The organism is Sphingomonas sp. NIBR02145, assembly GCF_027359115.1.
GTDB lineage: Bacteria > Pseudomonadota > Alphaproteobacteria > Sphingomonadales > Sphingomonadaceae > Sphingomonas > Sphingomonas kyeonggiensis_A.
In genome coordinates this window covers 937,672-959,781 of record NZ_CP114791.1, presented here as the reverse complement: position 1 = coordinate 959,781, position 22,110 = coordinate 937,672, and the positions used below count along the sequence as shown (strand labels likewise).

At 66.7% G+C, this 22,110-nt stretch carries 21 protein-coding genes and 1 tRNA gene; 12 read left to right on the top strand and 10 right to left on the bottom strand.

Translation table 11 applies throughout. From position 1 onward, the window contains the following. Positions 1-52 precede the first annotated feature (52 nt). The 4 genes from O3305_RS04470 to O3305_RS04455 form a co-directional block, all read right to left on the bottom strand. Positions 53-2,101 carry an alpha/beta hydrolase family protein gene (locus O3305_RS04470; protein WP_269575310.1) on the bottom strand — a complete coding sequence of 683 codons (2,049 nt, stop codon included), beginning with the start codon at positions 2,099-2,101 and terminating at the stop codon, positions 53-55. 174 nt (positions 2,102-2,275) lie between these two features. Beyond that, on the bottom strand, positions 2,276-2,791 hold the full coding sequence (locus tag O3305_RS04465; protein ID WP_269575309.1) for a DUF2497 domain-containing protein: 516 nt from the start codon (positions 2,789-2,791) through the stop codon (positions 2,276-2,278). A gap of 36 nt (positions 2,792-2,827) precedes the next feature. Continuing rightward, positions 2,828-4,432: a TolC family outer membrane protein gene (locus O3305_RS04460; RefSeq protein ID WP_269575308.1), complete on the bottom strand. Its 1,605-nt coding sequence runs from the start codon at positions 4,430-4,432 to the stop codon at positions 2,828-2,830. Positions 4,433-4,448: 16 nt separating this feature from the next. Continuing rightward, entirely contained in the window at positions 4,449-5,132 is a 684-nt protein-coding gene (locus O3305_RS04455) for a protein-L-isoaspartate O-methyltransferase family protein (protein ID WP_269575307.1), read from the bottom strand. Positions 5,133-5,296: 164 nt separating this feature from the next. On the opposite strand from O3305_RS04455, the gene O3305_RS04450 reads away from it, so the two are divergent. The 9 genes from O3305_RS04450 (at position 5,297) to O3305_RS04410 (ending at position 11,410) form a co-directional block, all read left to right on the top strand. After that, positions 5,297-5,370 (top strand) — tRNA-Cys (locus O3305_RS04450). 161 nt (positions 5,371-5,531) lie between these two features. Beyond that, positions 5,532-5,750, top strand: a complete 219-nt coding sequence (locus O3305_RS04445) for a hypothetical protein (protein WP_269575306.1) — start codon at positions 5,532-5,534, stop codon at positions 5,748-5,750. 56 nt (positions 5,751-5,806) lie between these two features. Continuing rightward, a complete protein-coding gene (locus O3305_RS04440; RefSeq protein WP_269575305.1) occupies positions 5,807-6,115 on the top strand; it encodes a hypothetical protein in 309 nt (102 codons plus the stop codon). Between the two features lie 38 nt (positions 6,116-6,153). Next, positions 6,154-7,584, top strand: coding sequence for a cysteine--tRNA ligase (cysS, locus tag O3305_RS04435; protein ID WP_269575304.1), 1,431 nt, complete (start codon positions 6,154-6,156; stop codon positions 7,582-7,584). Positions 7,585-7,694: 110 nt separating this feature from the next. After that, positions 7,695-8,261 carry a hypothetical protein gene (locus tag O3305_RS04430; protein ID WP_269575303.1) on the top strand — a complete coding sequence of 189 codons (567 nt, stop codon included), beginning with the start codon at positions 7,695-7,697 and terminating at the stop codon, positions 8,259-8,261. Between the two features lie 119 nt (positions 8,262-8,380). Further along, positions 8,381-9,511, top strand: coding sequence for a hypothetical protein (locus O3305_RS04425; RefSeq protein WP_269575302.1), 1,131 nt, complete (start codon positions 8,381-8,383; stop codon positions 9,509-9,511). Positions 9,512-9,647: 136 nt separating this feature from the next. After that, positions 9,648-10,583: a D-2-hydroxyacid dehydrogenase gene (locus tag O3305_RS04420; RefSeq protein WP_269575301.1), complete on the top strand. Its 936-nt coding sequence runs from the start codon at positions 9,648-9,650 to the stop codon at positions 10,581-10,583. A gap of 42 nt (positions 10,584-10,625) precedes the next feature. After that, a complete protein-coding gene (locus O3305_RS04415; protein WP_269575300.1) occupies positions 10,626-10,952 on the top strand; it encodes an ArsR/SmtB family transcription factor in 327 nt (108 codons plus the stop codon). Positions 10,953-10,954: 2 nt separating this feature from the next. Then, positions 10,955-11,410: an SRPBCC family protein gene (locus O3305_RS04410; RefSeq protein ID WP_184166265.1), complete on the top strand. Its 456-nt coding sequence runs from the start codon at positions 10,955-10,957 to the stop codon at positions 11,408-11,410. Between the two features lie 27 nt (positions 11,411-11,437). Here the strand turns inward: O3305_RS04410 and O3305_RS04405 are convergent, their stop codons facing one another. Further along, positions 11,438-12,556, bottom strand: coding sequence for a pyridoxal phosphate-dependent aminotransferase (locus O3305_RS04405; protein ID WP_269575299.1), 1,119 nt, complete (start codon positions 12,554-12,556; stop codon positions 11,438-11,440). Positions 12,557-12,567: 11 nt separating this feature from the next. Then, positions 12,568-13,353, bottom strand: a complete 786-nt coding sequence (locus O3305_RS04400; RefSeq protein WP_269576456.1) for a sulfite exporter TauE/SafE family protein — start codon at positions 13,351-13,353, stop codon at positions 12,568-12,570. Between the two features lie 552 nt (positions 13,354-13,905). On the opposite strand from O3305_RS04400, the gene O3305_RS04395 reads away from it, so the two are divergent. Further along, a complete protein-coding gene (locus O3305_RS04395) occupies positions 13,906-15,279 on the top strand; it encodes a class II 3-deoxy-7-phosphoheptulonate synthase (RefSeq protein WP_184168277.1) in 1,374 nt (457 codons plus the stop codon). A gap of 96 nt (positions 15,280-15,375) precedes the next feature. Continuing rightward, positions 15,376-18,129: a sensor histidine kinase gene (locus tag O3305_RS04390; RefSeq protein WP_269576455.1), complete on the top strand. Its 2,754-nt coding sequence runs from the start codon at positions 15,376-15,378 to the stop codon at positions 18,127-18,129. A gap of 152 nt (positions 18,130-18,281) precedes the next feature. Here O3305_RS04390 and O3305_RS04385 read toward each other — a convergent pair whose 3' ends face one another. Continuing rightward, a complete protein-coding gene (locus O3305_RS04385; RefSeq protein WP_269575298.1) occupies positions 18,282-18,713 on the bottom strand; it encodes a DUF488 domain-containing protein in 432 nt (143 codons plus the stop codon). Beyond that, positions 18,710-19,354, bottom strand: a complete 645-nt coding sequence (locus O3305_RS04380; protein ID WP_269575297.1) for a lysoplasmalogenase family protein — start codon at positions 19,352-19,354, stop codon at positions 18,710-18,712. The genes O3305_RS04385 and O3305_RS04380 overlap by 4 nt, the downstream gene beginning before the upstream one ends. A gap of 58 nt (positions 19,355-19,412) precedes the next feature. Here O3305_RS04380 and trmFO point away from each other — a divergent pair, with 58 nt between their 5' ends. Next, the gene (trmFO, locus tag O3305_RS04375; RefSeq protein WP_269575296.1) at positions 19,413-20,759 is read left to right on the top strand and encodes a methylenetetrahydrofolate--tRNA-(uracil(54)-C(5))-methyltransferase (FADH(2)-oxidizing) TrmFO; all 1,347 of its coding nucleotides are present in this window, start codon (positions 19,413-19,415) and stop codon (positions 20,757-20,759) included. Here the strand turns inward: trmFO and O3305_RS04370 are convergent. Then, positions 20,729-21,226 carry an EF-hand domain-containing protein gene (locus O3305_RS04370; RefSeq protein WP_269575295.1) on the bottom strand — a complete coding sequence of 166 codons (498 nt, stop codon included), beginning with the start codon at positions 21,224-21,226 and terminating at the stop codon, positions 20,729-20,731. The genes trmFO and O3305_RS04370 overlap by 31 nt on opposite strands. 46 nt (positions 21,227-21,272) lie before the next feature. Beyond that, entirely contained in the window at positions 21,273-21,932 is a 660-nt protein-coding gene (locus tag O3305_RS04365; protein ID WP_269575294.1) for a squalene/phytoene synthase family protein, read from the bottom strand. Positions 21,933-22,110 lie beyond the last annotated feature (178 nt).

The window sequence follows — 22,110 nt, the reverse complement described above, 5'->3', positions numbered from 1 at the left end:
TACCCGATACGCAGCCTGCTAGCTAACGGACTTCAAGCCATTTCCGAGCGAATTACTGCGCGGTCTTGCCGGTATACTGGTCCAGCCAGCCGAGCACATTGCCATACCATTGCATCGAGTTCTTCGGCTTGAGCACCCAGTGGTTCTCGTCCGGGAACACTAGCAGCTTGGACGGTATCTCGCGGCGCTGGAGCGCCGTGAACGCGGCCAGGCCCTGGGTATAGGGGATGCGGAAGTCCTTCTCGCTGGTGATCACCAGCTGCGGGGTCTTCCACTTGTCGACATGATTGACCGGGTTCCACTTCTCGAACGCGGCGGGGTCCTCGAAATAGGCCTTGCCGCCATGTTCCCACTCGTCGAACCACAGTTCCTCGGTCTCATAGGCCATGGCGCGGGCGTCGAACACGCCGTCATGCTGGACGATGCACTTGAACCGATCGGGCCACTGTCCCTCGATCCAGTTCATCATGTAGCCGCCATAGGAGGCGCCGAGCGCGCAGGCATTGTCGGCATCGAGATACGCGAACTTGTCCGTCGCGGCCTTGAGGCCCTTTTGCAGGTCCTCGAGCGGCCAGCCGCCCCAATTGTTGCGGATCGCGTCGGTGAAGGCCTGGCCGTAGCCGGTCGAGCCGTGGAAATCGACCGCGACCACCGCATAGCCGGCGCCGGCGAACACGGCCGGGTTCCAGCGATAGGACCAGCTGTTGTTGCTCGAACCCTGCGGACCGCCATGGACGATGAAGGCGATCGGTGCCTTCTTGCCCTCGGCCAGGCTGGCGGGCTTCACCGAATAGCCCCAGACGGTGTCGTTGTTGGCGCCGGCGAAGCTGAACCGCTCGACCTTGGGCAGGTCGATGCCGGCAAGCTTCTCGGCGTTGACCGAAGTCAGCCGCGTGCTGGCCTTGCCCTTGAGCGCGTAGAAATCGTCGGGCGCGGTCAGGCTGTTCATCGAATAGACCACGCCGCCTTTGGTCGGCACGATCGCCGAGACATTGCCGAGCTGGGTGAGCCGGGTGACCTTGCCGGTCTTCGGATCGACCGACCAGATCGGGTTCTCCTGGGTATCCTCGGCGGTGACGTAGATCGTCTTCGAATCCGGCGCCCAGGCGATCGAGCCGACCGAACGATCCCAGGCCTGGGTCAGCGCCTTCACTTCGCCGGTGGCGAGGTTGCGCAGCTGGAGTACCTGGCGATCGGCTTCATAGGTGGCGCGCGCCATCGAGAAATAGGCAAGCCACTTGCCGTCGGGCGAAACGGTCGGGAGATTGTCCATCCCCTCATTCGCCTTGGTCAGATTCACCGGCGCCGAGCTGCCGTCGGCAGGCGCCGCGAAGATGTCGAGATTGGTCGACTTGGACTCGATCCGCCCCGCCTCGCGCAGCGCGAAATAGACGGTCTTGCCGTCCGCGCTCCACGACACTTCCTCGCCCCCGCCAAAGGGCTTGGAAGGCGTGTCGCCGATCAGGCTGCCGACGATCGGGGTGCCGTTGCCGGTGGCGCCGTTCGGGCCGAAGGGCAGCACGAACAGCTGCGAGCGCTCGCCGTTCGACCACATATCCCAGTGGCGGACGAACAGCTGGTCATAGGTGCGGCCCGAGCCGGCGTTCGGGTCCTTCTTGACCATCGCCGGCTCGAGGCTCGGCGCGCCGGGCCTGCGATCGGCCCAGACGAGCAGCTTCGAGCCGTCGGGCGAAACCTTGAACCCGCTGAACCCGCCCGGGATATGGGTGAGCTGGGTCGCGGTGCCGCCGGTGATGGCGACGCCCCACACGGCATCGTCGCCGCCCTTGTCCGACTGGAACCACACGGTCTTGCCGTCGGCCGAGAATTGCGGGCTGGTCTCGTTGACATCCGCTTCCGCCACGAGCTTCTCGGGCTTGGCGCCCTTCTCCGTCAGGTCGAGGCGCCACAGGTCGTAGCGCCCCTTGTTGGCGGCGAGATCGGTCTCGCGCTGCTGCCAGACGAGCCAGTGGCCGTCGGGCGACACCGCCGGCGCGCCGACGCGCGACAGGGTGGCGACGTCCTGGATGGTGAGGTCACGCGCCAGCGCGGGCGCGGTGGTGGCGGCGAGCGCAACGCTCGCGAGCAGGATGTGCTTCATGGCCACGAGGATAGCCGGAAGGTTGCGGGCGTTACAATCGGCCAGCACCATCAAACCAGCCATTTTCGTCATCCCGGCGAAAGCCGGGATCTCGTGCGGCTCTTTTCCACAATCGCCTAAGATCCCGGCTTTCGCCGGGATGACGGATTAGTCGTGGGATTGGAAAACAGCCGGTTACCGCCCGGTGATTCGCGAGATTTCCTTCGCGACCATGTCTTCCACCAGACGCGGCAGGTTGGCATCGAGCCAATCGCTCAGCATCGGCTTGAGCATCGAGCGGACCATGCCCTCCAGCGTGTCCGAGCCGGTCACTTCCGGCTTCACCACCATGCGCGACAGCGCTTCGAGCGGGCCGCGAGTCGCCTGTGCTGCGCTCTCCGACACGATCGGTTCGGCGGGCTGCTCGACCGGTGCCGCGGCGGCGGGCGCGACAACCTTCTTGGCGGGAGCTTCGGGCTGCGTGGGTGAACCCATCGACATCGGCGTCGGCGTCTCCAGACTGTCGTCTTCGACCGGTTGGCTCAGCTCAAGTATCTCGTCAACCGTGGCGGACTTGTCCGCCACCGTCGTCGTCGCGCGACCGGCACGACGCGTACGCGTCGCGATGGCAGCATCGCCTTCCTCGGCGATGATGCGCTTGATGGAGGAAAGGATCTCCTCCATCGACGGTTCGCTACTGATGTCCCCCATCAACCGGCTACTCCTGCAAGCCCCGGGGTGGGGTAATCACGGCTTTTTACGGTTAATGTCAACAGGCCGCGTGGTGTCGGTGCGCTGGAGCACCGGGTCGAGCGACGTGCCGCTGACATCCGGCGTCTGCACCGGCGTCTGGTTGGTGCGGGTGCCCACCGTCTGCGGCTCGGGATCGTCGTTGCGGTCCGACCAGCGATTCTTCACGCGCTTGTAGTTGATCTCGGGGTCGTAGAGCGGCCCGCCGTCAAGGTTAAGGTCGCGTGCCTCGGCCCGGCCCATCGCCGCCAGCAGCTGGAAGCCGGCCACATAGGCGTCGCGCTCCGCCGTGACATAATTGACCTGGCTGTTGAGCAGTTCCTGCTCCGCGTTCAGGATGTCGAGGATCGTGCGGGTGCCGACGCTGTTCTCGGCGCGGACGCCCTCGAGGCTGAGTTTGTTGGCATCGACCGCGACGCGGGTCGATTCGATCACCCGCAGCGAGGACTGGTAGTTCGCATAGGCCGAGCGGACCTGGGCGATCACGCCGCGCTCGGTGAGCGTGACGGTTTCCATCGCCGCGGCACGGCGCGCCTGGGCCTGGCGGACCTGCGCGGCCGGGCGGCCGCCCTGGAAGATCGGCAGCGTCACCTGGGCGCCGACGCTGTTCGCGATGCCGTTGGCGTTGATGCCGTTCGCGGCGTGCAGCTGGTCGCTCAGCGAGCCGAGATAATTATAATAGTTGCTGCTCGCGGTCAGCGCGACCTGGGGCGAGCGCGTCGCCCTGGCGGCACGCACGTCGAACGCGGTGGCATCGCGCTGCTTCTGCGCCGCCTCGAGGTCCGGATTGCTCGCGATCGCGGCCTGTTCGGCATCCTGCACGTCGCCCGGCAGGTTCGGCAGCGCCGGCGGCTGGGCGAGCACGCCCGGAGGCGCGCCGATGATGCGGATATAGTTTTCGCGCGAACCGATCAGCCCGGCTTCGGCGGTGCGGAGCTGGCTCTGGGCAAGCGCGAGGCGGGCTTCCGACTGGGCGACGTCGGTGCGGGTCAGGTCGCCGACTTCGAACCGGTCGCGAGTCGCCTGGAGGTTAACCTCCAGCACATGGACGTTCTGCTGGTTGAGGCGAACGATCGCCTCGAAGCGCAGCACATCGACATAGGACGTCACCGCATCGGTGAAGAGCTGGGCTTCCGAACCGCGCAGGCTGGCCTGGCCGGCATCGACGCGGGTTTCGGCCGCGCGCACCGAGTTGCGCACGGCGCCGCCCGAATAGACCGGCACCGAGACGCTGAGGCCGGCGCGGCCCTGGCGGGTCGGCCCGGCGAACGGACCTGAAAGCGCGTCGCTGTCATAGATGCTGTCGGTGACCGACGCGGTGCCGTTCAGGCCCGGACGGCCCGCGGCTCGTGCGATCGGGACATTCTCGTCGTTCGCGCGCTGGGTGGCGCGGTCCGACTGGAGGCCCGGATTGGTGTTGTACGCCTGAACCAGTGCATCGCGCAGCGTCGTCGTCGGTTGCGCGGCCTCGGCCGGCGCCGCAGTGCCGACTTCGACGCGTACGGGCGTGCTGGTGCCCGAACGCGTCGTCGTGGTCTGCGCGGCAGCAGGCACGGCAATCGCAACAAGGCTGACGCCCAGGAACAGAGAGGAAATTCGCATGAGCCTCTTCTTCAGATCAGAATTTAAAGGTTCGTAGGCGTTCGAAACCAGGAAGCACTGCACATTCGATGTCGGCGAAGTCGGTGAGGCCGAAGCCCCCCTCGGTCCGCTGACCGGTGGCGAGACGGGTGACGCCCCGATCCACGATACCGGTGACCACGCGGCCATCGGGCTTGAGCTGGTCGAGCAGCGCGGCGGGAAGCTCCTCGACCGCGCCATCGACCACCAGAAGATCATATGGGCCTTCCGAGGCGTGGCCGGCGGCCAGCGGACCCTCGATCGGCTCGACATTGGCATAGCCGGCCAGCGCGGTGCGGGCGAGCGCGGCCAGGGCCGGCTCCTCCTCGACCGCGACCACCGACGTGGCGAGGTCGGCGAGCAGCGCGGCGGCATAGCCACCGGCGCCGCCGATCAGCAGCACCTTGTCGGTCGGGCGGACATTCGCGACTGTCAGCAGCCGGCCCGTCGCCAGCGGCAGGTTCTGGCTGCGGCCGCCGGGCAGCGGCAGCAGCGTGTCGCGATAGGCGATCGCGCGATTCTCTTCCGGCAGGAAGTCCTCGCGCGGAACGCGTGCCATCACCTCGACCACGCGAACATCATTGACCGCGTTGGTGCGCAGCTGGCTGGCGACCATCGCGTGGCGCATCACTTCGAAGCGGTTCGCCTCGGCAGGCGCGGTATCGACCGAAAGAGCCATCATCACTCCGGATATCTGGCACAACCGTATTAGTTGTGCAATACACTGTTTCTGTAGGCGGCTTGTATCCCCTTCATATGGCTTCGCCAAGCAATGCGCGCAGCTATTTTTGCACTGCAATGTTGACAGGACCGCAAGCACCTGCGCATTGCCGCCCCTCGCTCCGAGGCCCGATGGCGGAGTGGTGACGCAGAGGACTGCAAATCCTTGCACGCCGGTTCGATTCCGGCTCGGGCCTCCACTCTATTTCCCCACCATGACGCGTCACCTTTTGGCTGTGCCGGTGTGGCTTTCCTGCAACTCATCTACGGATTCGCACGGCCCGTCGGCGACGTACCGACCCGCACGCGGAACAAATCACGATTCCGTGCCGTTGACCTCCCGATTATCGGGAGACGAGGCATGTACGATTTCGGCATCCGACACGCTCTTACCGGCTATCGTGTCGCGTATCGTCCGCAGCAGCAGAATTATTGTCCGGGCTGCGGGGGATCCCATTGGGTCATCGGCCGGCTGACCGCTGAATGCGCGTTCTGCGCGACGGCATTGCCGCTGATGGCGGGGGGCAGTTCCGGCAATGGTCTTATCCGTCGCCAGGGCGAGGCGGCGTTGGCCGCCTGAACCTCCCGCCTGCTCATGCGTTTCCGCGGGTCTGAACTCCGCGAACAGGAACGCTTATGACCGATGTTTCCGTTACCTCGCCCGTCGAGCGGATCGCGCGCGTGATCGCCGCCGAGATGCTGAGCCCCAATGGCGAGGCGTTCGAGGAACCGGTGGAACCGGTCGGGCTCATGGTCGAGCGGATCTGGCCGGTCGAGGTCGAGCGGGCGATGGCGATCCTGCGTACCCTGCGCGAGCCGACTCGCGAGATGGTCGCGGCCGGGCGCGAGGCGGGGGATGATCCGGCGTTGATCTGGAACGCGATGGTCCGCGCCGCGCTGGAACAGGCGGTGCAGACGGTGGAGACCGTGGCCGAACCCGCCTGAGGCTTGCAGCCCGGGCGCGAGCCGCTAATGCCTCCGGAATGACCGGCGCCCAGCTCACGCTTTACAATTCGCTCACCCGCAGTTTGGAATCCTTCCAGCCGCTCGACCCCGCGCAAGGCGTACGCGTCTATTCGTGCGGGCCGACGGTCTATAATTACGCCCATCTCGGCAATCTGCGCGCCTATGTCTTCACCGACACGCTGAGCCGGGTGCTGACCTGGAAGGGCTATCCCCTCACCCATGTCATCAACATCACAGATGTCGGCCACCTGACCAGCGACGCCGATGCCGGCGACGACAAGATGGAAGCGGCGGCCAAGGCCCAGGCGAAGAGCATCTGGGACATCGCCGCGCATTACACCGCAGCGTTCAAGCAGAACATTTCGGATCTCAACATCCGCCAGCCGAGCCGCTGGTCGGTGGCGACCGATCACATTGCCGAGATGATCGACTTCGCCGAGAAGATCGCGCCCGAGCATTGCTACGAGCTCGAGTCGGGCCTGTATTTCGACACGACCAGCGTGCCCGACTATGGCCGCCTTGCCGGCAACCAGGATGACGCCGCCGAAGGGCGGATCGATCCGGTGGCCGGCAAGCGTCATCCCCAGGACTTCGCGATCTGGCGCAAGTCGCCGCAGGGCGAGCAGCGCCAGATGGAATGGGACAGCCCCTGGGGCAAAGGCGCGCCGGGCTGGCACCTCGAATGCTCGGTGATGAGCATCAAATATCTGGGCGCTCCGTTCGACATCCATACCGGCGGCATCGATCACCGTGAGATCCACCACCCCAACGAGATCGCGCAGAACCAGGCGTTCTGCGGTTGCTCGGATACCGGCTCGCATTTCTGGATGCACAACAACTTCCTGGTCGACCGCCAGGGCAAGATGTCCAAGTCCAAGGGCGGCTTCACCACGCTGCAGTCGCTGATCGACGCGGGCGTGCATCCGCTCGCCTATCGCCTGATGTGCCTTTCGGCGCAGTACCGCAGCGAGCTGGAATTCTCGGCCGAGAACCTCGCCGCCGCCCTCACCCGCCTCAAGCGACTGGTGATGACGGTGAGCGCGCTCAAGGCGCGAGCCGAGGGAGACGGCACTGCTCCGGTCAACTGGCTGGAGCGGCTCGACGAGGCAGTGTCGGACGATCTCAACACGCCCAAGGCACTGCCCGCGCTCGACGAGATGCTTGCCGAGAAGAAGCTGTCGCCCGCCGATCGCCTCGCCGGCCTTGCTGCGTTCGATGCGGTGCTCGGCCTGCGCCTGCTCGAGCTGACCCGCGAGGAACTCCGCGTCCGCCCCGCCGGTGCGACGATCACCGCCGAGGAGATCGAGGATCGTCTGGTCGAGCGCAAGGAAGCCCGGCTGGTGAAGGATTTCCAGCGCTCGGACACGATCCGCGATGCGCTTGCGGCCGCCGGTATCGAGGTGATGGACGGCGATCCGCTCGGCTGGGACTGGAAGCCGGCGATTTAATCGCAGCGGGCAGGCTTCGCAGCGCCGGCGACCGGCTTGGTCGATGCCGGCTGGGTTTCCGTCGCCATGGCTGCACCGGACAGGCGTCGTCCCTGTCCGGAGTCGCCCCGATGAAGCCCTACCCTGTCCTTGTCACGCTGCTCGTCGTCCCTGCCCTGTTCGCCGCCGCGACGGTCTGGGCCAATGGCGACGAACCAGAGCTCGCCGGCAGCTGGTCCCAGGCCTCGATCGGGCAGGAACTGGTGATCGCGCCGAAGTTCAAGCTGCAGCCGAGCATGACGCCCAACTACGGCACCAGCCTGGGCGGGACGGTCGGCACCGGCTCGTATACCAATACCACGATCGTCACCGAAGCGACGCCAATGCGTGTCGACCGCCGCATGAACCTGTCGATCCGCCCTGACGGCGGCTATAGCTGGCGCATCACCAAGGTGCAGCCGGAGGGCGCGCGTTGCGCCCGGACGATCGACCAGGTGAAGCAGGGGCGCGTATCGATCGCGGGCGGCAAGATCAGTTTCGCGACGAGCGGCGGCACCGAGACCTGGCGGAGCAGCTGCGGCAAGAGCGGCACTGGCGCCGTTGCGGCCATCACCGAGACCTATCGCTATTCGCTGGCCGCCGGCGTGCTCTCGGTTCGCGGTTCCGGTGGAGTGAACTGGCAGTTCCGCCGCAATTGACCCCTGGGTCAGCCCTGAAGCGTTGGCGGGCGCAGGCAGCGCCGATTTTGTCGCAGCGACGTTCCTTCTGGTGGCGGCAAATCACAAGGGCGGGGTGAACTTTCACCGCAGGGCCGTCCATGTCTCGATCGAACCACACCCGCCTCGCCGGCCTGTCCGCTTTTCTGGCTTTCCTCGTCGTCGCACAGGGCAGTGCTCACGATGCGGCGCGAGCCGCGCCGCTCCCGATGCAGGACTGCGCGGCGGCGCTGCAGCAGGCGGCGGACGATATTTCGGCGCTGCCCTCCTCCACGCCTTCTGAGGTCAACGACCAGCTGCAGCTCGATTACGATGCGGCACAAGCGGCGACCAGTCCCGCCGCCTGCATGGCGATCGTCCTCCGCATGAACGAGGTCGTGCGGCGCTATCGCGTTACGGGCAGCGCGGACGGTGCAGGTGGTGCCGGACCGGGTGCACGAAGGTCCGGCCAGGGCAGCGACCGCGCAGCTGCGACGCCTGCGCCCTCCGCCGAGCAAATTGCCCGGGAAGATGTCGAGGAGCGGCGCCGCGAACGCCTCGAGCGGGCAACCCAGGACCAGAACGAAGACGTCAGCGCGGTCGCCGCCTATGGCGAGGCACTCGCTGCCTATCGCTTGGCGATCCACGCTGTCGCCAAGGCTGTGCAGCCGCAACCCGAGCTCGGAAGCGTGGATAAGCCGATAGCCGAGATTGGCGTGCTCATCGAGCGGATGGAGAACGACATCATCGTCAATGACAATGTCGATGCGCTCCACGCCAGGCTGGAGGATGCCTTCCGGCGGATCGACGAGCTGCGCAAGGCTGCCGATCGTGCCTCGGAGCGCTTCCGGGCGGCGAAGGCAGCCAAGGAGGCGGCGGAAAGCAATAAGCCTGGCGATGACCCTTTGCTGGGACCATTGGTTCCGCTGCGCTTCTACAAGAACTACAAAGTGGCGGAAGAGCGCTATCTCCAGGCCGCGCGCAGGCTCGCGCAAGCTGAATTCGCCGCCAAGCAGGCGCGCAACAAGATCGACCGCTGGATCCACTGGTACCAGCCGTTTCTCGACATGAAGCCCGGCTATAAGCAGGCCTATGACGCGGCCTATGCGCGGCATGCCGAGGAGCAGGAGAGTGTCAGGAACAAGTGCGACAATATTGCGCTCAGCGCCTGCGCCCAGCTGACCCGCACCACCAATGAGCGGCAGAAGCGCGAACTGGACGGCATCTTCAACAGCTATGTGATCCGGCAATAGGCCGTATCGGGCGGCCGGATTTCTCGCAGTTGCCCTTGCATCCCCCCGCCCGCTTTCGCCAAATACGGGCCTGAATGGTTAGGAGCAGGGCGATGCGGAAAGAGCAGCTGGAGCCGGCGGGCACAGGGCTCGGCCGATGAAGGCCGTCCTCCCCGCGCTCGCCCGGCCACTCGTCGAGCCGCAACTGCCGGCGGGCCTCGATATCGCCTGGTTCGCTACGCCCGAGGAAGCGCGCGCCGCGGTAGCCGATGCCGATATCGCCTGGCTCGATCACAACAATCCGCAGATCTGGGCGGAGAACGTAGCCGCGGCGACGCGGCTCCAATGGCTGTCGACCATCTATGCCGGGCTCGACGTGCTCGACACCGCGCTGCTGCGCGAACGCGGCACCCGGGTGACCAATGGCAGCGGGGTCAATGCGCATACCGTCGCCGAATATGCGGTTATGGGCGCGCTGGTCGCCGCCAAGCGCTTCGACCAGGTCGTCCGCGCCGCCGATCGCCAGGAATGGCCTACGGACGCGCCGGGCAAGCTCGAGCTGTTCGAAAGCAAGGCGCTGGTGATCGGCTATGGCACGATCGGCAGGCTGATCGGCGAGCGATTGCAGGCCTTCGGCGTTGAAGTGACCGGCGTCACCCGTTCAGGTGCCGAAGGCACGGTGGGCCCGGATGCCTGGCGCGCGCTGCTGCCCGAGACTGACTGGGTGTTCCTGGCCGCTCCGTCCACCGATGCCAGCCGCGCGATGATCGGCGCCGAGGAACTGGCGGCGATCAAGCCGAGCGCCTGGATCATCAATGTCGGTCGCGGCGAGCTGATCGACCAGGACGCGCTGATCGAGGCCTGCACCAAGCGGCGCATCGCCGGCGCTTTTCTCGACACCGTTACGCCCGAGCCGTTGCCGCCGGAGCATGCGCTGTGGACCACGCCCAACGTCATCCACTCGATGCACCTGTCGGGTCGCAGCCAGACGCGCATGTTCCTCCGCGCCGCGGCCCTGTTCGTCGAGAACATCAACGCGTTCGTCGAGGGGCGTCCGCTCCGCAACGAAGTCGATCTCGCCGCCGGCTATTGATTTCCGCTTGCCCAACCGAGGTGGTGAAGATTAGTTAGGTGCATGCCTAACCAAATCGACGCTGCCTTTGCCGCGCTTGCCGATCCCACCCGCCGGGTGGTGGTCGAGCGGCTGGGCGACGGCCCGGCCAGCGTCAGCGATCTCGCATCCGGCTTCACCATGGCGATGCCGAGCTTCCTCCAGCATGTCCGGGTACTCGAGGGCGCCGGGCTGGTCCGCACCGAGAAGCAGGGCCGCGTCCGCACCTGCACCCTCGAGCCGCTCGCCCTTGCGGCGGTCGAGCAATGGATCATCGAGCGCCGCCGCGCGACCGAAGCGCGTTACGATCGCCTCGCCAAATTCCTCGACGCCGAGGATCAGGAGAATTGAGCATGGCCGAAGCCGTCCACGACAAGTTCGTCATCGAGCGCCGCTTCAAGCAATCCCCGGCCCGGGTCTTCGCCGCCTTCGCCAGCGAGGAAGGCAAGGCGCGCTGGTTCTCTGGCCCGAACGAACTCTGGGACATGGTCGATCGCCATTTCGACTTCCGGGTCGGCGGCACCGAGCATCTGGAGGGCCAGTGGAAGAGCGGCACGGTCACTCGCTTCGACGCCTCCTATCACGACATCGTGCCCGACAGCCGGATCGTCTATGCCTATCGCATGAAGCTGAACGGCAAGCCGATCTCGGTGAGCCTGTGCTCGATCGAGCTGCAACCAGACGGCGCCGGAACCCGTCTGCTCCATACCGAGCACGGTATCTATCTCGACGGCTATGAGGATAATGGCTCCCGCTTCCATGGGATCAGCCTGCAGTACGACAAGCTGGGCGAGACGCTGCCCGACTGAGCCGGGCATGCCCCGCCCTCCCCGCGATCAGGCTCCCACCACCTCCGGCAGCGCCGCGGCATAGCGCTTCACGTCCTCGATCCTGCCGGTCGAGACGCGCGACCATTGCGACCATTTGCCATAGGCGCCGCGGATCTGGATGCCCTTGGCCGCCATCGCCTTCTGCACCGCATCGGCATCGGGCACCTTTACATAGACGAAGTTCGCCTGGCTCGGCGCGGCGGTCAGTCCCGCCTTCTTCACCGCATCGAGGATCAGCCCGCGCCCTTCCAGGATCCGGTTCTTCGAGAAGCCGGTAAAGGCGGTGTCGTTGTACGAGGCGATCGCCGCCGCCAGCCCTGCGGTATTGCCGCCGAAGCTCATCTCGTATTTCCGGATCGTCGCGATCGTCTCGGGCTGGCCGATCGCGAAGCCGACGCGCAGCCCGGCCATGCCGTAGATCTTGGAGAAGGTGCGGCAGACGAGCAGGTTGTGCCCCTCCTTCACCAGCGCCGAGACCGAGCTGTAGTCGGGCCTGTCGGTCAGCTCCATATAGGCTTCGTCGACCAGCACCGTCGCGCTCGGCCCGACCTTGCGGACGAACGCCCGCATCGCATCGCCGTCGAGCAGCCGCCCGGTCGGGTTGTTCGGGTTGCAGATATGGACGAGCCCGACATCGGGTCCCACCGCCGCCGCCATCGCATCGAGATCGATGTCGAGATCGGGCTTGAGCGCCACCCGCTTCAGCTTCGCGCCCTTGGCCTCGGCATAAAGCGCGGTCGTATCCCAGAACAGCTCGGGGCACAGGATCGCGCCCTTGCCCTTCAGCGCGAGCCCCGCCGCGCTCAGCACTTCGGTCGAGCCGCTGCCGAGCGCGACATGATCCGGCGTCACCCCGAAGCGCTCGGCGATCATCGCGGTCAGCTTCCTGGCGGCGGTGTCGGCGTAATAGCATCCCTTGGCCGACCATTCGGCGATCGCCGCGATCGCGCTCGGCGCGGGGCCATAGGGGTTCTCGTTGCGCGAGAGCAGCGCGATATCCGCCGCCGGCCCGAACAGCGGCGCTTCGGCCCCCGCCGCAGCATAGGCAAGGCGCGGCGGGAATGCAGCGCAGGCCGCGGTTGCGGCACCGCCGCGGATCAGCGTCCTTCTCGAAAGCTCGACCATCTTCGCCTCCATCATTTGAGTCCGTTGCGGATCATCACGATCCCGATCAGCACGAGGTACAATCCGAAGATCCGGCGCAGCAGCGACGGACTGAGCGCATGCGCGGCGGCGACGCCCCAGGGCGCCGAGATCAGCGTGGTCGAGGTGACGACCAGTGCCGCCGGCAGGTTGACGAAACCCAGCGAGCCGAACGGCAGCCCAGGCTTGCCCAGCCCGATCGCGATGAAGCCGATCACGCCGGGAATGGCGATGATCGCGCCGATGCCCGAGGCTGTGGCGATCGCGCGGTGGATCGACTTGCCGCACAGCGTCATCACGATGATCGCGATCGTGCCGCCGCCGATGCCGAGCAGCGAGGAAAAGGCGCCAAGCCCGCCCGCGATCCCCGCCCGCGCGGCACCGCCCGGCATGGCAGTCGCCAGCTGACGCTCGGCGAGCAGCGGGAACAGGAAGTGCAGCGCCATGATGAGCACGCCGGTGCCGAAGATCGCGGCCAGCCCCGCGCCCGGCACCCGTGCCGCCAGCAGCACGCCGCCGCCGACTCCGAGCACGATCCACGGCGCCCAGCTTTTCAGGACGTCGAAGTCCACCGCGCCGCGCTTGGCATGGGCGTGGACCGAGCGGATCGAGGTCGCGACGATCGTGGCCAGCGAAGTGCCGATCGCGACATGCGCGAGTTCGTCCGGGCTGCCGCCCAGCAGCGGCAGCACCGCGAACAGTGCCGGCACGACGACAAATCCGCCCCCGATCCCGAAAAGCCCGCCGGCGAACCCGGCTACCAGCCCGGCGGCAAGCATCGCCGCGAGCGCTTCCACCCAGGCAACCGCGGTCACCGGGCACTTCCTTCGAGACTGGGTACGCGCAAAAGAACTTTGGGCACGAAACTCTCCCGCTGAGCTTCCTGCCTCTCCCGTCGCAGCGCGCTTCCCGGTCCGCGCCCTTTGGGCCGTCGGACGGTGCGTGCCGCTATGTACGTTCCTTGCGACGCATGGCCGCGTCGCTGCCGGCCTGCGATTCCGGCGTATGCGAGGCTATCAGAGACCGTGGCGACTGCAAGTGCGCATGAATTACCCTGCTGGGGAAATTTTCGCTTGCAGGATTTTACCCAGCGGGGGTAAGGCGCCTGCACTATGACGACACTTGCAGGCACCAAGATCCGCCGCTTCCGCGAGGAACGCTCCCTCACCCGCGCTGCCTTTGGCGCCTGGTTCGATATTCCGGGCTCTACCGTCCAGGGCTGGGAGAAGGATGGCAAGCGCGCCAATGCCAAGGTGGCGAACCTGATCGCCGCGCATGGCATTGCCGGCCATGCCGACTGGAATGTGACTGTGCGCGACGCGGAGAATGACATGCATGCAAGCTGGAGCCCCTCGAGCTGGAAGGCCGCCGAGGCGCGCCAGCTGCCCAATTACCCCGATCAGGGCGCGCTCGACGCGGCGACCAACCAGCTGACCTCCTTCCCGCCCCTCGTCTTCGCCGGCGAGGCGCGCGAGCTGACCAGCGAGCTGGCCAAGGTGTCGCGCGGCGAGGCCTTCCTGCTCCAGGGCGGCGATTGCGCCGAGAGCTTCGCCGAGTTCCACCCGAACAACATCCGCGACACCTTCCGCGTGCTGCTCCAGATGGCGGTGGTCCTCACCTTCGCCTCGAAGCTGCCGACGGTGAAGCTCGGCCGCATGGCCGGCCAGTTCGCCAAGCCGCGCTCGGCCGATACCGAGACGATCAACGGCGTCGAGCTGCCGTCCTACCGCGGCGACAATGTCAACGACATCGCCTTCACCCCCGAGGCGCGCATCCCCGACCCGCAGCGAATGCTCCAGGGCTATTCGCAGTCGGCGGCGACACTCAACCTGCTCCGCGCCTTCGCACAGGGCGGCTATGCCAATCTGCACCAGGTCCATAAATGGACCCACGACTTCATGGGTCGTAGCCCCTGGGCGAAGAAGTACGCCGATGTCGCCGACCGGATCGGCGAGGCGCTCGACTTCATGGCCGCCTGCGGCATCGATGCGGACAGCGTGCCGCAGCTCAAGGCGACCAGCTTCTACACCAGCCACGAGGCGCTGCTGCTCCCCTATGAGGAAGCGATGACGCGCCAGGATTCGCTGACCGGCGACTGGTACGACACGTCCGCGCACTTCCTGTGGATCGGCGATCGCACGCGGTTCGAGGGGTCGGCGCATGTCGAGTTCCTGCGTGGCATCGGCAACCCGATCGGCATGAAGTGCGGCCCCAGCCTGGAGCCGGACGCGCTGCTGCGCCTGCTCGATACGCTGAACCCGAGCCGCACACCGGGCCGGATGACGCTGATCACCCGCTATGGCCACGACAAGATCGAGGCCGGACTGCCCAAGCTCGTCCGTGCGGTGAAGCGCGAGGGGCATCCGGTGGTGTGGAGCTGCGATCCGATGCACGGAAACGTCATCAAGGCCGCGAACGGCTACAAGACCCGTCCGTTCGATCGCATCCTGGCCGAAGTCCGCGGCTTCTTCGCCGTGCACCGTGCGGAGGGTACCTTCGCCGGCGGCATCCATGCCGAGATGACGGGGCAGAATGTCACCGAATGCACCGGTGGCGCGATCGACATCACCGAGCAGGGCCTGGCTGATCGCTACCACACGCATTGCGACCCGCGCCTCAATGCGGGACAGAGCCTGGAGCTCGCGTTCCTGCTTGCCGAAATGCTCAATGAGGAAATGGCTGAACGCAGAAAAGCCGCTGCTTGATCGAATATTACGGAACCGCTCCGTTAATTAACGGATTTACATCGCTGTCAGCATCCTGGATTGGCTACGCTTTGCGCGGAGTTTTGCTTGGCAACGGTGAGGGAGCGTCTGCCAGAGAATTGGTTTGCGGCGGTGCTCCCGGCGCTGCAGCTGTTCGTCGGTGCGCTGGCCGGCTGCATCGCCTGGGCTCTCTGGCATCGCTCTACCGGCCATAGCCCTCCCATCGGGCTCGCCATCGGCGTTTCGGTCGGCGGATTGCTGCTCACCAGCACGCGATTCTGGCCACTGCTCGCGGTGGCGGTGCTGCTCACCTATTGGCTGTTCCAGTCTCCCTTCCCGCTGATCGAGCAGCTTTTCCGGGCAATGGGGCTGGCGCTCGGTGCATTGGTCACCGCGATGCTCATCAAGCGCCGTGGCATCAACCCGAATGAACTGCTCGATCCGCGTTCGATCCTCTGGATCTTCCTGGCCGCGGTTGCCGGCTCGCTCGTCGCGGCCACGATAGTCGCGCTTGGCGCGACGGTGGTGGGGCAACCGGCTACTTTCATTGACAGGTTCGCGCAGCAAGGGCTTGGCATGATCCTTGTGGCGCCGCTGGTGCTTGTGTGGGCGACCCCGCCGCGCGAGCGCTGGTCGCCCTTGCGCTGGGTGGGCTTCGTCGCGGTCATGCTGTTCTGCGGCGCCATCGCCGCCCATGCCTTCCTTACGACGACCGGCAGCCCGATGAGCTGGGCGATCTTCCCACCGCTGGTGCTTGCCGCGCTGGGATGGCACCTGCGGGGCGCGACGACGTCGGTGGTGATCAGCGCATTGATCGTGCTGTGGAGCACCGAGATCGAAACCGGCCCCTTCTCCACTGCGGCGTCGGACCATCGCCAGCTCCTGGCCCAGATATTCGTCGCGGTGACCTGTGCGACCATATTCCTGCTGGCTGCCTATGCCGATGAGCGCCATGCGGAGGACAAGCTCAGCCTGGCGGCGCGCAGGCTGGAGATCGCGCGGCTGAACCTGACCAACATGGTCCGCGATGCGACTTCGGCGGTGGCGATCCTTGACCGGAATCTGCACTTCGTCGCCACGTCCAAGCGTTTCATCACCGATTTCCGCCTGCCCGAGGGCGTGTCGATAGAGGGGCGCAGCCATTTCGAGGTCTTTCCGACCTGCGCTCCGGAGCGTCGGCAGCAATATGCGCGCGTGCTGGCGGGCGAGACGCTTTCGGGCAATGGCGATGCCTTGCATCATCCGGACGGCACTGTCGATTATGTCCGCTGGAGCTTCCACCCGTGGCGCGACGAGGACAGCCAGATCGCCGGCGTCGTGATAACCAGCGAGTTCATCACTGCCGAGATGGAGGCGCGGCGCAGGCTGGAGGAGGCCGAGCGCCGCTATCGCGCCGTGTTCGAGCAGGCCGGCGTGGGCGTCGCCCGCCTCTCGCTCGAGGGCGTCTTCCTCGAAGTGAACGACCGGATCTGCGAGATGACCGGCTATCCCCGCAATGAGCTGCTCGGGCAGAATTGCCGCAAGGTCGGCACCGCGGAGCAATGGCCGTCGACCGAGGAAGGCATCCAGGCGCTCGCCCGTGGTGAAATTCCGCTCTATTCGGACGATCGCATGCTGCGGCTGCCCGATGGTCAGCTGCGTCCGGTGCATTGCACCGCCAACATGGTGCGGGCGGGCGACGGCGCGCCGGATTATATCGCGGTGGTGATCCTCGACGTGTCGCGCCGCATCGCCGCCCAGCGCGCGCTCGAGGAAAGCGAGAAACTGCTCCGCCTTGCCCAGGAAGCGGCTGGCGTGGGGGTCTGGGAGATCAATCTGATCCGTGGCGGCTCGCGCCATTCGCCGGAAAGCGCGCGCCTGTTCGGGCTCGAATGGCACGAGGGCGAATATCGCCTGGCGGATGTCGCCGATCGGCTCGGGATCGATCAGGTCATCGAGCTGCGCAAGGCGATCGTCCATGCGCGGCGAACCCAGGGGCCGCTCGACATGACGCTGCGCCTCACCATGGCCGATGGCGAGATCCGCTGGGTGACGCTGCAGGGTCGCTATGATCCGCACAATGGCCAGCCGCGGCTGCTCGGCCTAATCATCGACATCACGCATGATATCGAGGCGGAGGCGCAGCTGCGCGAGGCGCATGAGAAGCTGCTCCGCCTCGCCCGCCTGAACGCGATGGGCGCGATGGCGTCGACGCTGGCGCACGAGCTGAACCAACCGCTGGCGGCGATCACCAACTATCTCGAGGCCTGCCGCTACCTCACCCGCTCGCGCGGCGATCCCGATCATGACATCCTCGACGCGCTCGACCGGGCTCGGGTGCAGGCGCTGCGGGCCGGCGACATCATCCGCAAGATCCGCTCCTTCACCGTCACCGGCGAGGTCAACCAGGCGCATCTCGATCTTGATCGCGTGATCCGCACCGCCTGCACCGCGGTGCGCCAGCTCAAGGTCTCGCGCGAAGTGACGATCGAGTGCGACTGCGACACCGGTGAGGCCGAGCTGATCGGCGATGCGCTCCAGATCGAGCAGGTGCTGACCAACCTGATCCGCAACGCGGTCGAGGCGACCAGCCATAGCCCGCTGCGTGAAGTCAGTGTGACGGCCCGGACCGAGGAACATGAGGTGATCGTCCGGATCGCCGATTCCGGCCCGGGCCTCAGCGACGCGATCCTCGACAATCTGTTCGAGCCGTTCCGCACCACCAAGGAAAGCGGCACCGGCCTCGGCCTGCCGATCTGCCGCACCATCGTCGAGGCGCATGGCGGGCGGCTCTGGGCGGAGAACCGGCCCGAGGGCGGTGCGATGTTCAGCTTCGCGCTGCCGAGCGTCGAGGCCAGCGTAACAGCCTGAGGCACTGCGCAACAAACTGAAACACCGCTGCAAGACCCGGCCGTCAGAGGGGAGCGGGCCGGCGCCTTGCCCCTCTGTGACGCCGGTCCCCCAAACCTACGGGGCGGCCGAATCTCCCCCTGACATTACGGCCGCCCCGGCCTTTCCGGGCCCTAGGGAAACAGATCCACCACCTCGGCACCCTCGCCCTCCGCGGCGAGCAGCAGGGTGCGGTGGCAATGGGCCGGATCGCGCTCGAAACAGAGCAATGCGCTTGGCTTTTCCGCCGCCAGCGCCCGCATCCTCGCCGCTTCCGCCTGTGCCTCGGGCAGCTCGAGCTGGCCGGCATAGACGCCGCGCAGCGTCTTCACATCGCCCTTCTTGGCGGCGTCGCGGCCCAGCTTGGGCGTGCCGAGGTTCTTGAGCAGCACATAGTCGATCCCCGCGTCCTTCAGGCTCGCCGCGAGGATGTTCTTCGAGAAGCCCGGCCGCCGCGACAGCGGCACCGCCCGCACGTCGATCACCCGCTCCACCCCGGCCTTGCGCAACGCCGCAATGAACTCGTCCATCGTCGTCGCTTCATAACCGATGGTGAAGATCCTCATGCCGTGGGCGTCTCCTGGTTCAGGGCATGAACGCCGCCCCAGGCGATCAGTGCCTGGCCGATGAAATAGGTCGGCCACACCAGCAGCGACGCGACCAGCGGCGGCAGCATCCGCCCTTCGTTGAGGAAGATCAGCCAGTCGGACACGAAGAACAGCAGCGCGCCCGCCGCGACCAGCGTGCCGAGCCGGCTGAGCATCGCCGAGGCCGCCATTAGCGACAGGCCGAACACATAGAAAGCGAGCAGCTCGACCTGATAGCCGCCCTTGAACACCCACCAGGCGAGCAGCGCCATGCCCATCGCCACCGGCGGCGCGATCCACTGGGCGGCGGGTACGCGCTTGTGGCGCAGATAGAGATAGGAAGCGAGGAAATGCCCGGCGAGGAAGGCGAGCCCGCCCGCCGCCATGCCCTGCAGCTCGAGCAGCACGTCGCCCAGCGCGCCCAGCGCCAGCACGGCCCCGAGCACCCGCCCGTCACCGTTTGCCGCCTTGCCCCGTGCCCAGAAGGCGAGCAGCGCCACGCCCGCGCCCTTCCACACCACCGCGGCGGTCCCGCCCGCCGCCAGCCAGACATTGGCGTAATAGGTGGCGCCGGCGATCAGGGCGAGCGCGAAGAGCGGGTCGATACGGGTGCGGTCCATTCGCCCTTGATGCCGTGTGACTGGCGCATTGCCAAGCTTGGCGCTACCGGACGTCCCCATGCACGACATTCACATCATCGGCGGCGGTCTGGCCGGCTCGGAAGCCGCATGGCAGCTGGCCAACAAGGGCTTCAAGGTCCGCCTTTCCGAAATGCGCGGCGGCGGCACGATGACGCCGGCGCACCAAACCGAGGGCCTGGCCGAGCTGGTCTGCTCGAACAGCTTCCGCTCGGACGACGCCCAGAGCAACGCCGTGGGCCTGCTCCACCAGGAAATGCGCGACCTCGGCTCGCTGATCATGGCGCAGGGCGACATCCACAAGGTCCCCGCCGGCTCCGCCCTCGCCGTCGACCGCGACCGCTTCTCCGACGGCGTCACCGCCGCGCTGATGGCGCATCCGAACATCGAGATCGTCCGCGAGCGTATCGACAAGCTACCCGAGAGCGGTCTGACGATCGTCGCCACCGGACCGCTCACCGCGCCCGGCCTGGCCGAGAGCATCGGCACCGCCACCGGCAAGGACCAGCTCGCCTTTTTCGATGCGATCGCCCCGATCGTGCATCGGGACTCGATCGACATGGACGTGGCCTGGTTCCAGTCGCGCTGGAACAAAGTCGGCCCCGGCGGCACGGGCAAGGACTATATCAACTGCCCGATGACCAAGGAGCAGTATTACGCCTTCCACGCCGCCCTGATGGCCGGCGAGAAGACCGAGTTCCGCGAGTGGGAGGATGTCCCCTATTTCGAAGGCTGCATGCCGATCGAGGTCATGGCCGAGCGCGGGCTGGAAACGCTCCGCTTCGGCCCGATGAAGGGCGTCGGCTTGGATGACCCGAAGACCGGCCGCTGGCCCTATGCGGTCGTCCAGCTCCGCCAGGACAATGCCAGCGCCACGCTCTGGAACATGGTCGGCTTCCAGACCAAGCTCAAATATGCCGAGCAGGTTGCGCTGTTCCGCACGATCCCGGGGCTCGAGAATGCCGAGTTCGCCCGCCTGGGTGGCCTCCACCGCAACACCTTCATCAAGTCGCCCGAACTGCTCGACGGCCAGCTCCGTCTCCGGAGCGCGCCGCATATCCGCTTCGCCGGCCAGATCACCGGCTGCGAAGGCTATGTCGAAAGCTCGGCGATCGGCCTGCTCGCCGGGCGCTTCGCCGCGGCCGAGCTCGCCGGCGAGACGCTGACCGCGCCGCCGCGCGAGATGGCGCTGGGCGCGCTGCTCTCGCACATCACCGGAGAGGCGGAAGCCGAGACCTATCAGCCGATGAACGTCAATTTCGGCCTGTTCCCGCCGATCCCGGGCAAGACGAAGAAGGCCGATCGCAAGCTGATGTACACCGATCGCGCCCGCGAGGCGAAGACCGGCTGGATGGCTCAGCCCTCGCTGTCGTCCGCAGCGTCCTGAGCCGCCGGCGTCTGCGCCTTCGCTCCGGCGGGCGCGCAGACGCAGCGCGGCTTGGGCTTGCGCTTCACGGCGGTGGTGGCGAATTCGGCGCGGGTCAGCACGCCTGACTTGTCCTTGTCCGCCCCGGCGAAGCGCTCCACCGCCTTTACCGACCATTCCTCGAAGCTCAGCTTCCCGTCCCGGTCGGTGTCGAGCCGGGCGAACAGCTTGCGGCGCAGGGCGAAGAACTCGTCCTTGCTGATGCCGTCATTCTTGTCCTTGTCGATCCGGTCGAACCGCTTCTGCTCGCGCGTCTTTGCGGCGGCGCTCGGCGGCTCCCCCGGAACATCCTGCTCCGTTTCGGACGCGATTGCCGCCACGGGCGCCTTTGGAAGGCTGTTTCCGGTACTGGCGGACCCGCGAAACAGGAAAAGACCCGCCACGACCAGCAGCAGTGCACCGCCCGCTCCCACCAGATAGCGCCACATTTCCGCTCTCCCCTCTGAGAAGAGCGAGGCTAACGCGGCACCGGGGTCAGCGTCCAGTCAGCCGGTGCCAGAGCAGACGGCCGACGCGCCCCGGCGCGCCTGCCGCCTGGGGTGCCTCGGCCAGGTCCATCCGCGCCAGATGCGCCAGCGCGCCCAGCGCGCGTCCCGCCCGGCTCCAGCGCGCGCCGCTGGCCTTGGCAAGCAGCGGAACCGCGAGATCGCGGGCAGTCGCCCTCTCGTCCTCCGCATCCAGGTTCCGGCCGAGATCGGCGATCGCCCAGCCCTGCCCCGCGACTGCCAACGGGTCGCCCTTGGCGCCCAGCAGCGCGCCCGCGGCAAGGAACAGATGCCCCCGCCCCTCGCCGAAGCGCCGGATCGCATCGGCGTCGAGCACTTCCTCCTCGATCAGCACTTCCCAGCCATGGACGATTGGCACCAGCGACGCGCCGGTAACGCCGCGCGGCAGCACCTCCGCCTCGATCGCGCGCAGCACCGGCTCTGCGGGCGCCGGCGCGCGATCGAGCTTCTCCAGCGCCTCGCGCCACCAGGCCAGCCGCATCTGGCCGACCGCCGGCTCGCGAGTAGTCCGCAGCAGCTGTGCCAGTGCGTCGTCCAGCGCGAGCAAGGCCACCAGGCCCGGGCGGCCGGCAATCGGTGCATAGCTCAGTGCCAGATCTCGTTCCGGCTGCTCCACGATCCCGTTCATGCCGCGAGTCCCAACGGTCTTAAGGCCCGCATTAACCTTCCGGATTTATACGTATTTAGCGACAACTGAGCCAAGCAGTCTCGTTGTCGGGGGATGAGGGGCGCAAAAATGAGTGACGGCCGGCCGATTGCGGGTGGTTCGATACGCGCTTTTCTGGGCGCGCTGGCACGTGATACGC

Excerpts from the sequence above, each read along its gene's own strand:
- O3305_RS04470 (WP_269575310.1), bottom strand. The coding sequence starts at position 2,101 with ATGAAGCACATCCTGCTCGCGAGCGTTGCGCTCGCCGCCACCACCGCG.
- O3305_RS04465 (WP_269575309.1), bottom strand. The coding sequence starts at position 2,791 with ATGGGGGACATCAGTAGCGAACCGTCGATGGAGGAGATCCTTTCCTCC.
- O3305_RS04460 (WP_269575308.1), bottom strand. The coding sequence starts at position 4,432 with ATGCGAATTTCCTCTCTGTTCCTGGGCGTCAGCCTTGTTGCGATTGCC.
- O3305_RS04455 (WP_269575307.1), bottom strand. The coding sequence starts at position 5,132 with ATGATGGCTCTTTCGGTCGATACCGCGCCTGCCGAGGCGAACCGCTTC.
- O3305_RS04445 (WP_269575306.1), top strand. The coding sequence starts at position 5,532 with ATGTACGATTTCGGCATCCGACACGCTCTTACCGGCTATCGTGTCGCG.
- O3305_RS04440 (WP_269575305.1), top strand. The coding sequence starts at position 5,807 with ATGACCGATGTTTCCGTTACCTCGCCCGTCGAGCGGATCGCGCGCGTG.
- cysS (WP_269575304.1), top strand. The coding sequence starts at position 6,154 with ATGACCGGCGCCCAGCTCACGCTTTACAATTCGCTCACCCGCAGTTTG.
- O3305_RS04430 (WP_269575303.1), top strand. The coding sequence starts at position 7,695 with ATGAAGCCCTACCCTGTCCTTGTCACGCTGCTCGTCGTCCCTGCCCTG.
- O3305_RS04425 (WP_269575302.1), top strand. The coding sequence starts at position 8,381 with ATGTCTCGATCGAACCACACCCGCCTCGCCGGCCTGTCCGCTTTTCTG.
- O3305_RS04420 (WP_269575301.1), top strand. The coding sequence starts at position 9,648 with ATGAAGGCCGTCCTCCCCGCGCTCGCCCGGCCACTCGTCGAGCCGCAA.
- O3305_RS04415 (WP_269575300.1), top strand. The coding sequence starts at position 10,626 with ATGCCTAACCAAATCGACGCTGCCTTTGCCGCGCTTGCCGATCCCACC.
- O3305_RS04410 (WP_184166265.1), top strand. The coding sequence starts at position 10,955 with ATGGCCGAAGCCGTCCACGACAAGTTCGTCATCGAGCGCCGCTTCAAG.
- O3305_RS04405 (WP_269575299.1), bottom strand. The coding sequence starts at position 12,556 with ATGGTCGAGCTTTCGAGAAGGACGCTGATCCGCGGCGGTGCCGCAACC.
- O3305_RS04400 (WP_269576456.1), bottom strand. The coding sequence starts at position 13,353 with ATGCTTGCCGCCGGGCTGGTAGCCGGGTTCGCCGGCGGGCTTTTCGGG.
- O3305_RS04395 (WP_184168277.1), top strand. The coding sequence starts at position 13,906 with ATGCATGCAAGCTGGAGCCCCTCGAGCTGGAAGGCCGCCGAGGCGCGC.
- O3305_RS04385 (WP_269575298.1), bottom strand. The coding sequence starts at position 18,713 with ATGAGGATCTTCACCATCGGTTATGAAGCGACGACGATGGACGAGTTC.
- O3305_RS04380 (WP_269575297.1), bottom strand. The coding sequence starts at position 19,354 with ATGGACCGCACCCGTATCGACCCGCTCTTCGCGCTCGCCCTGATCGCC.
- trmFO (WP_269575296.1), top strand. The coding sequence starts at position 19,413 with ATGCACGACATTCACATCATCGGCGGCGGTCTGGCCGGCTCGGAAGCC.
- O3305_RS04370 (WP_269575295.1), bottom strand. The coding sequence starts at position 21,226 with ATGTGGCGCTATCTGGTGGGAGCGGGCGGTGCACTGCTGCTGGTCGTG.
- O3305_RS04365 (WP_269575294.1), bottom strand. The coding sequence starts at position 21,932 with ATGAACGGGATCGTGGAGCAGCCGGAACGAGATCTGGCACTGAGCTAT.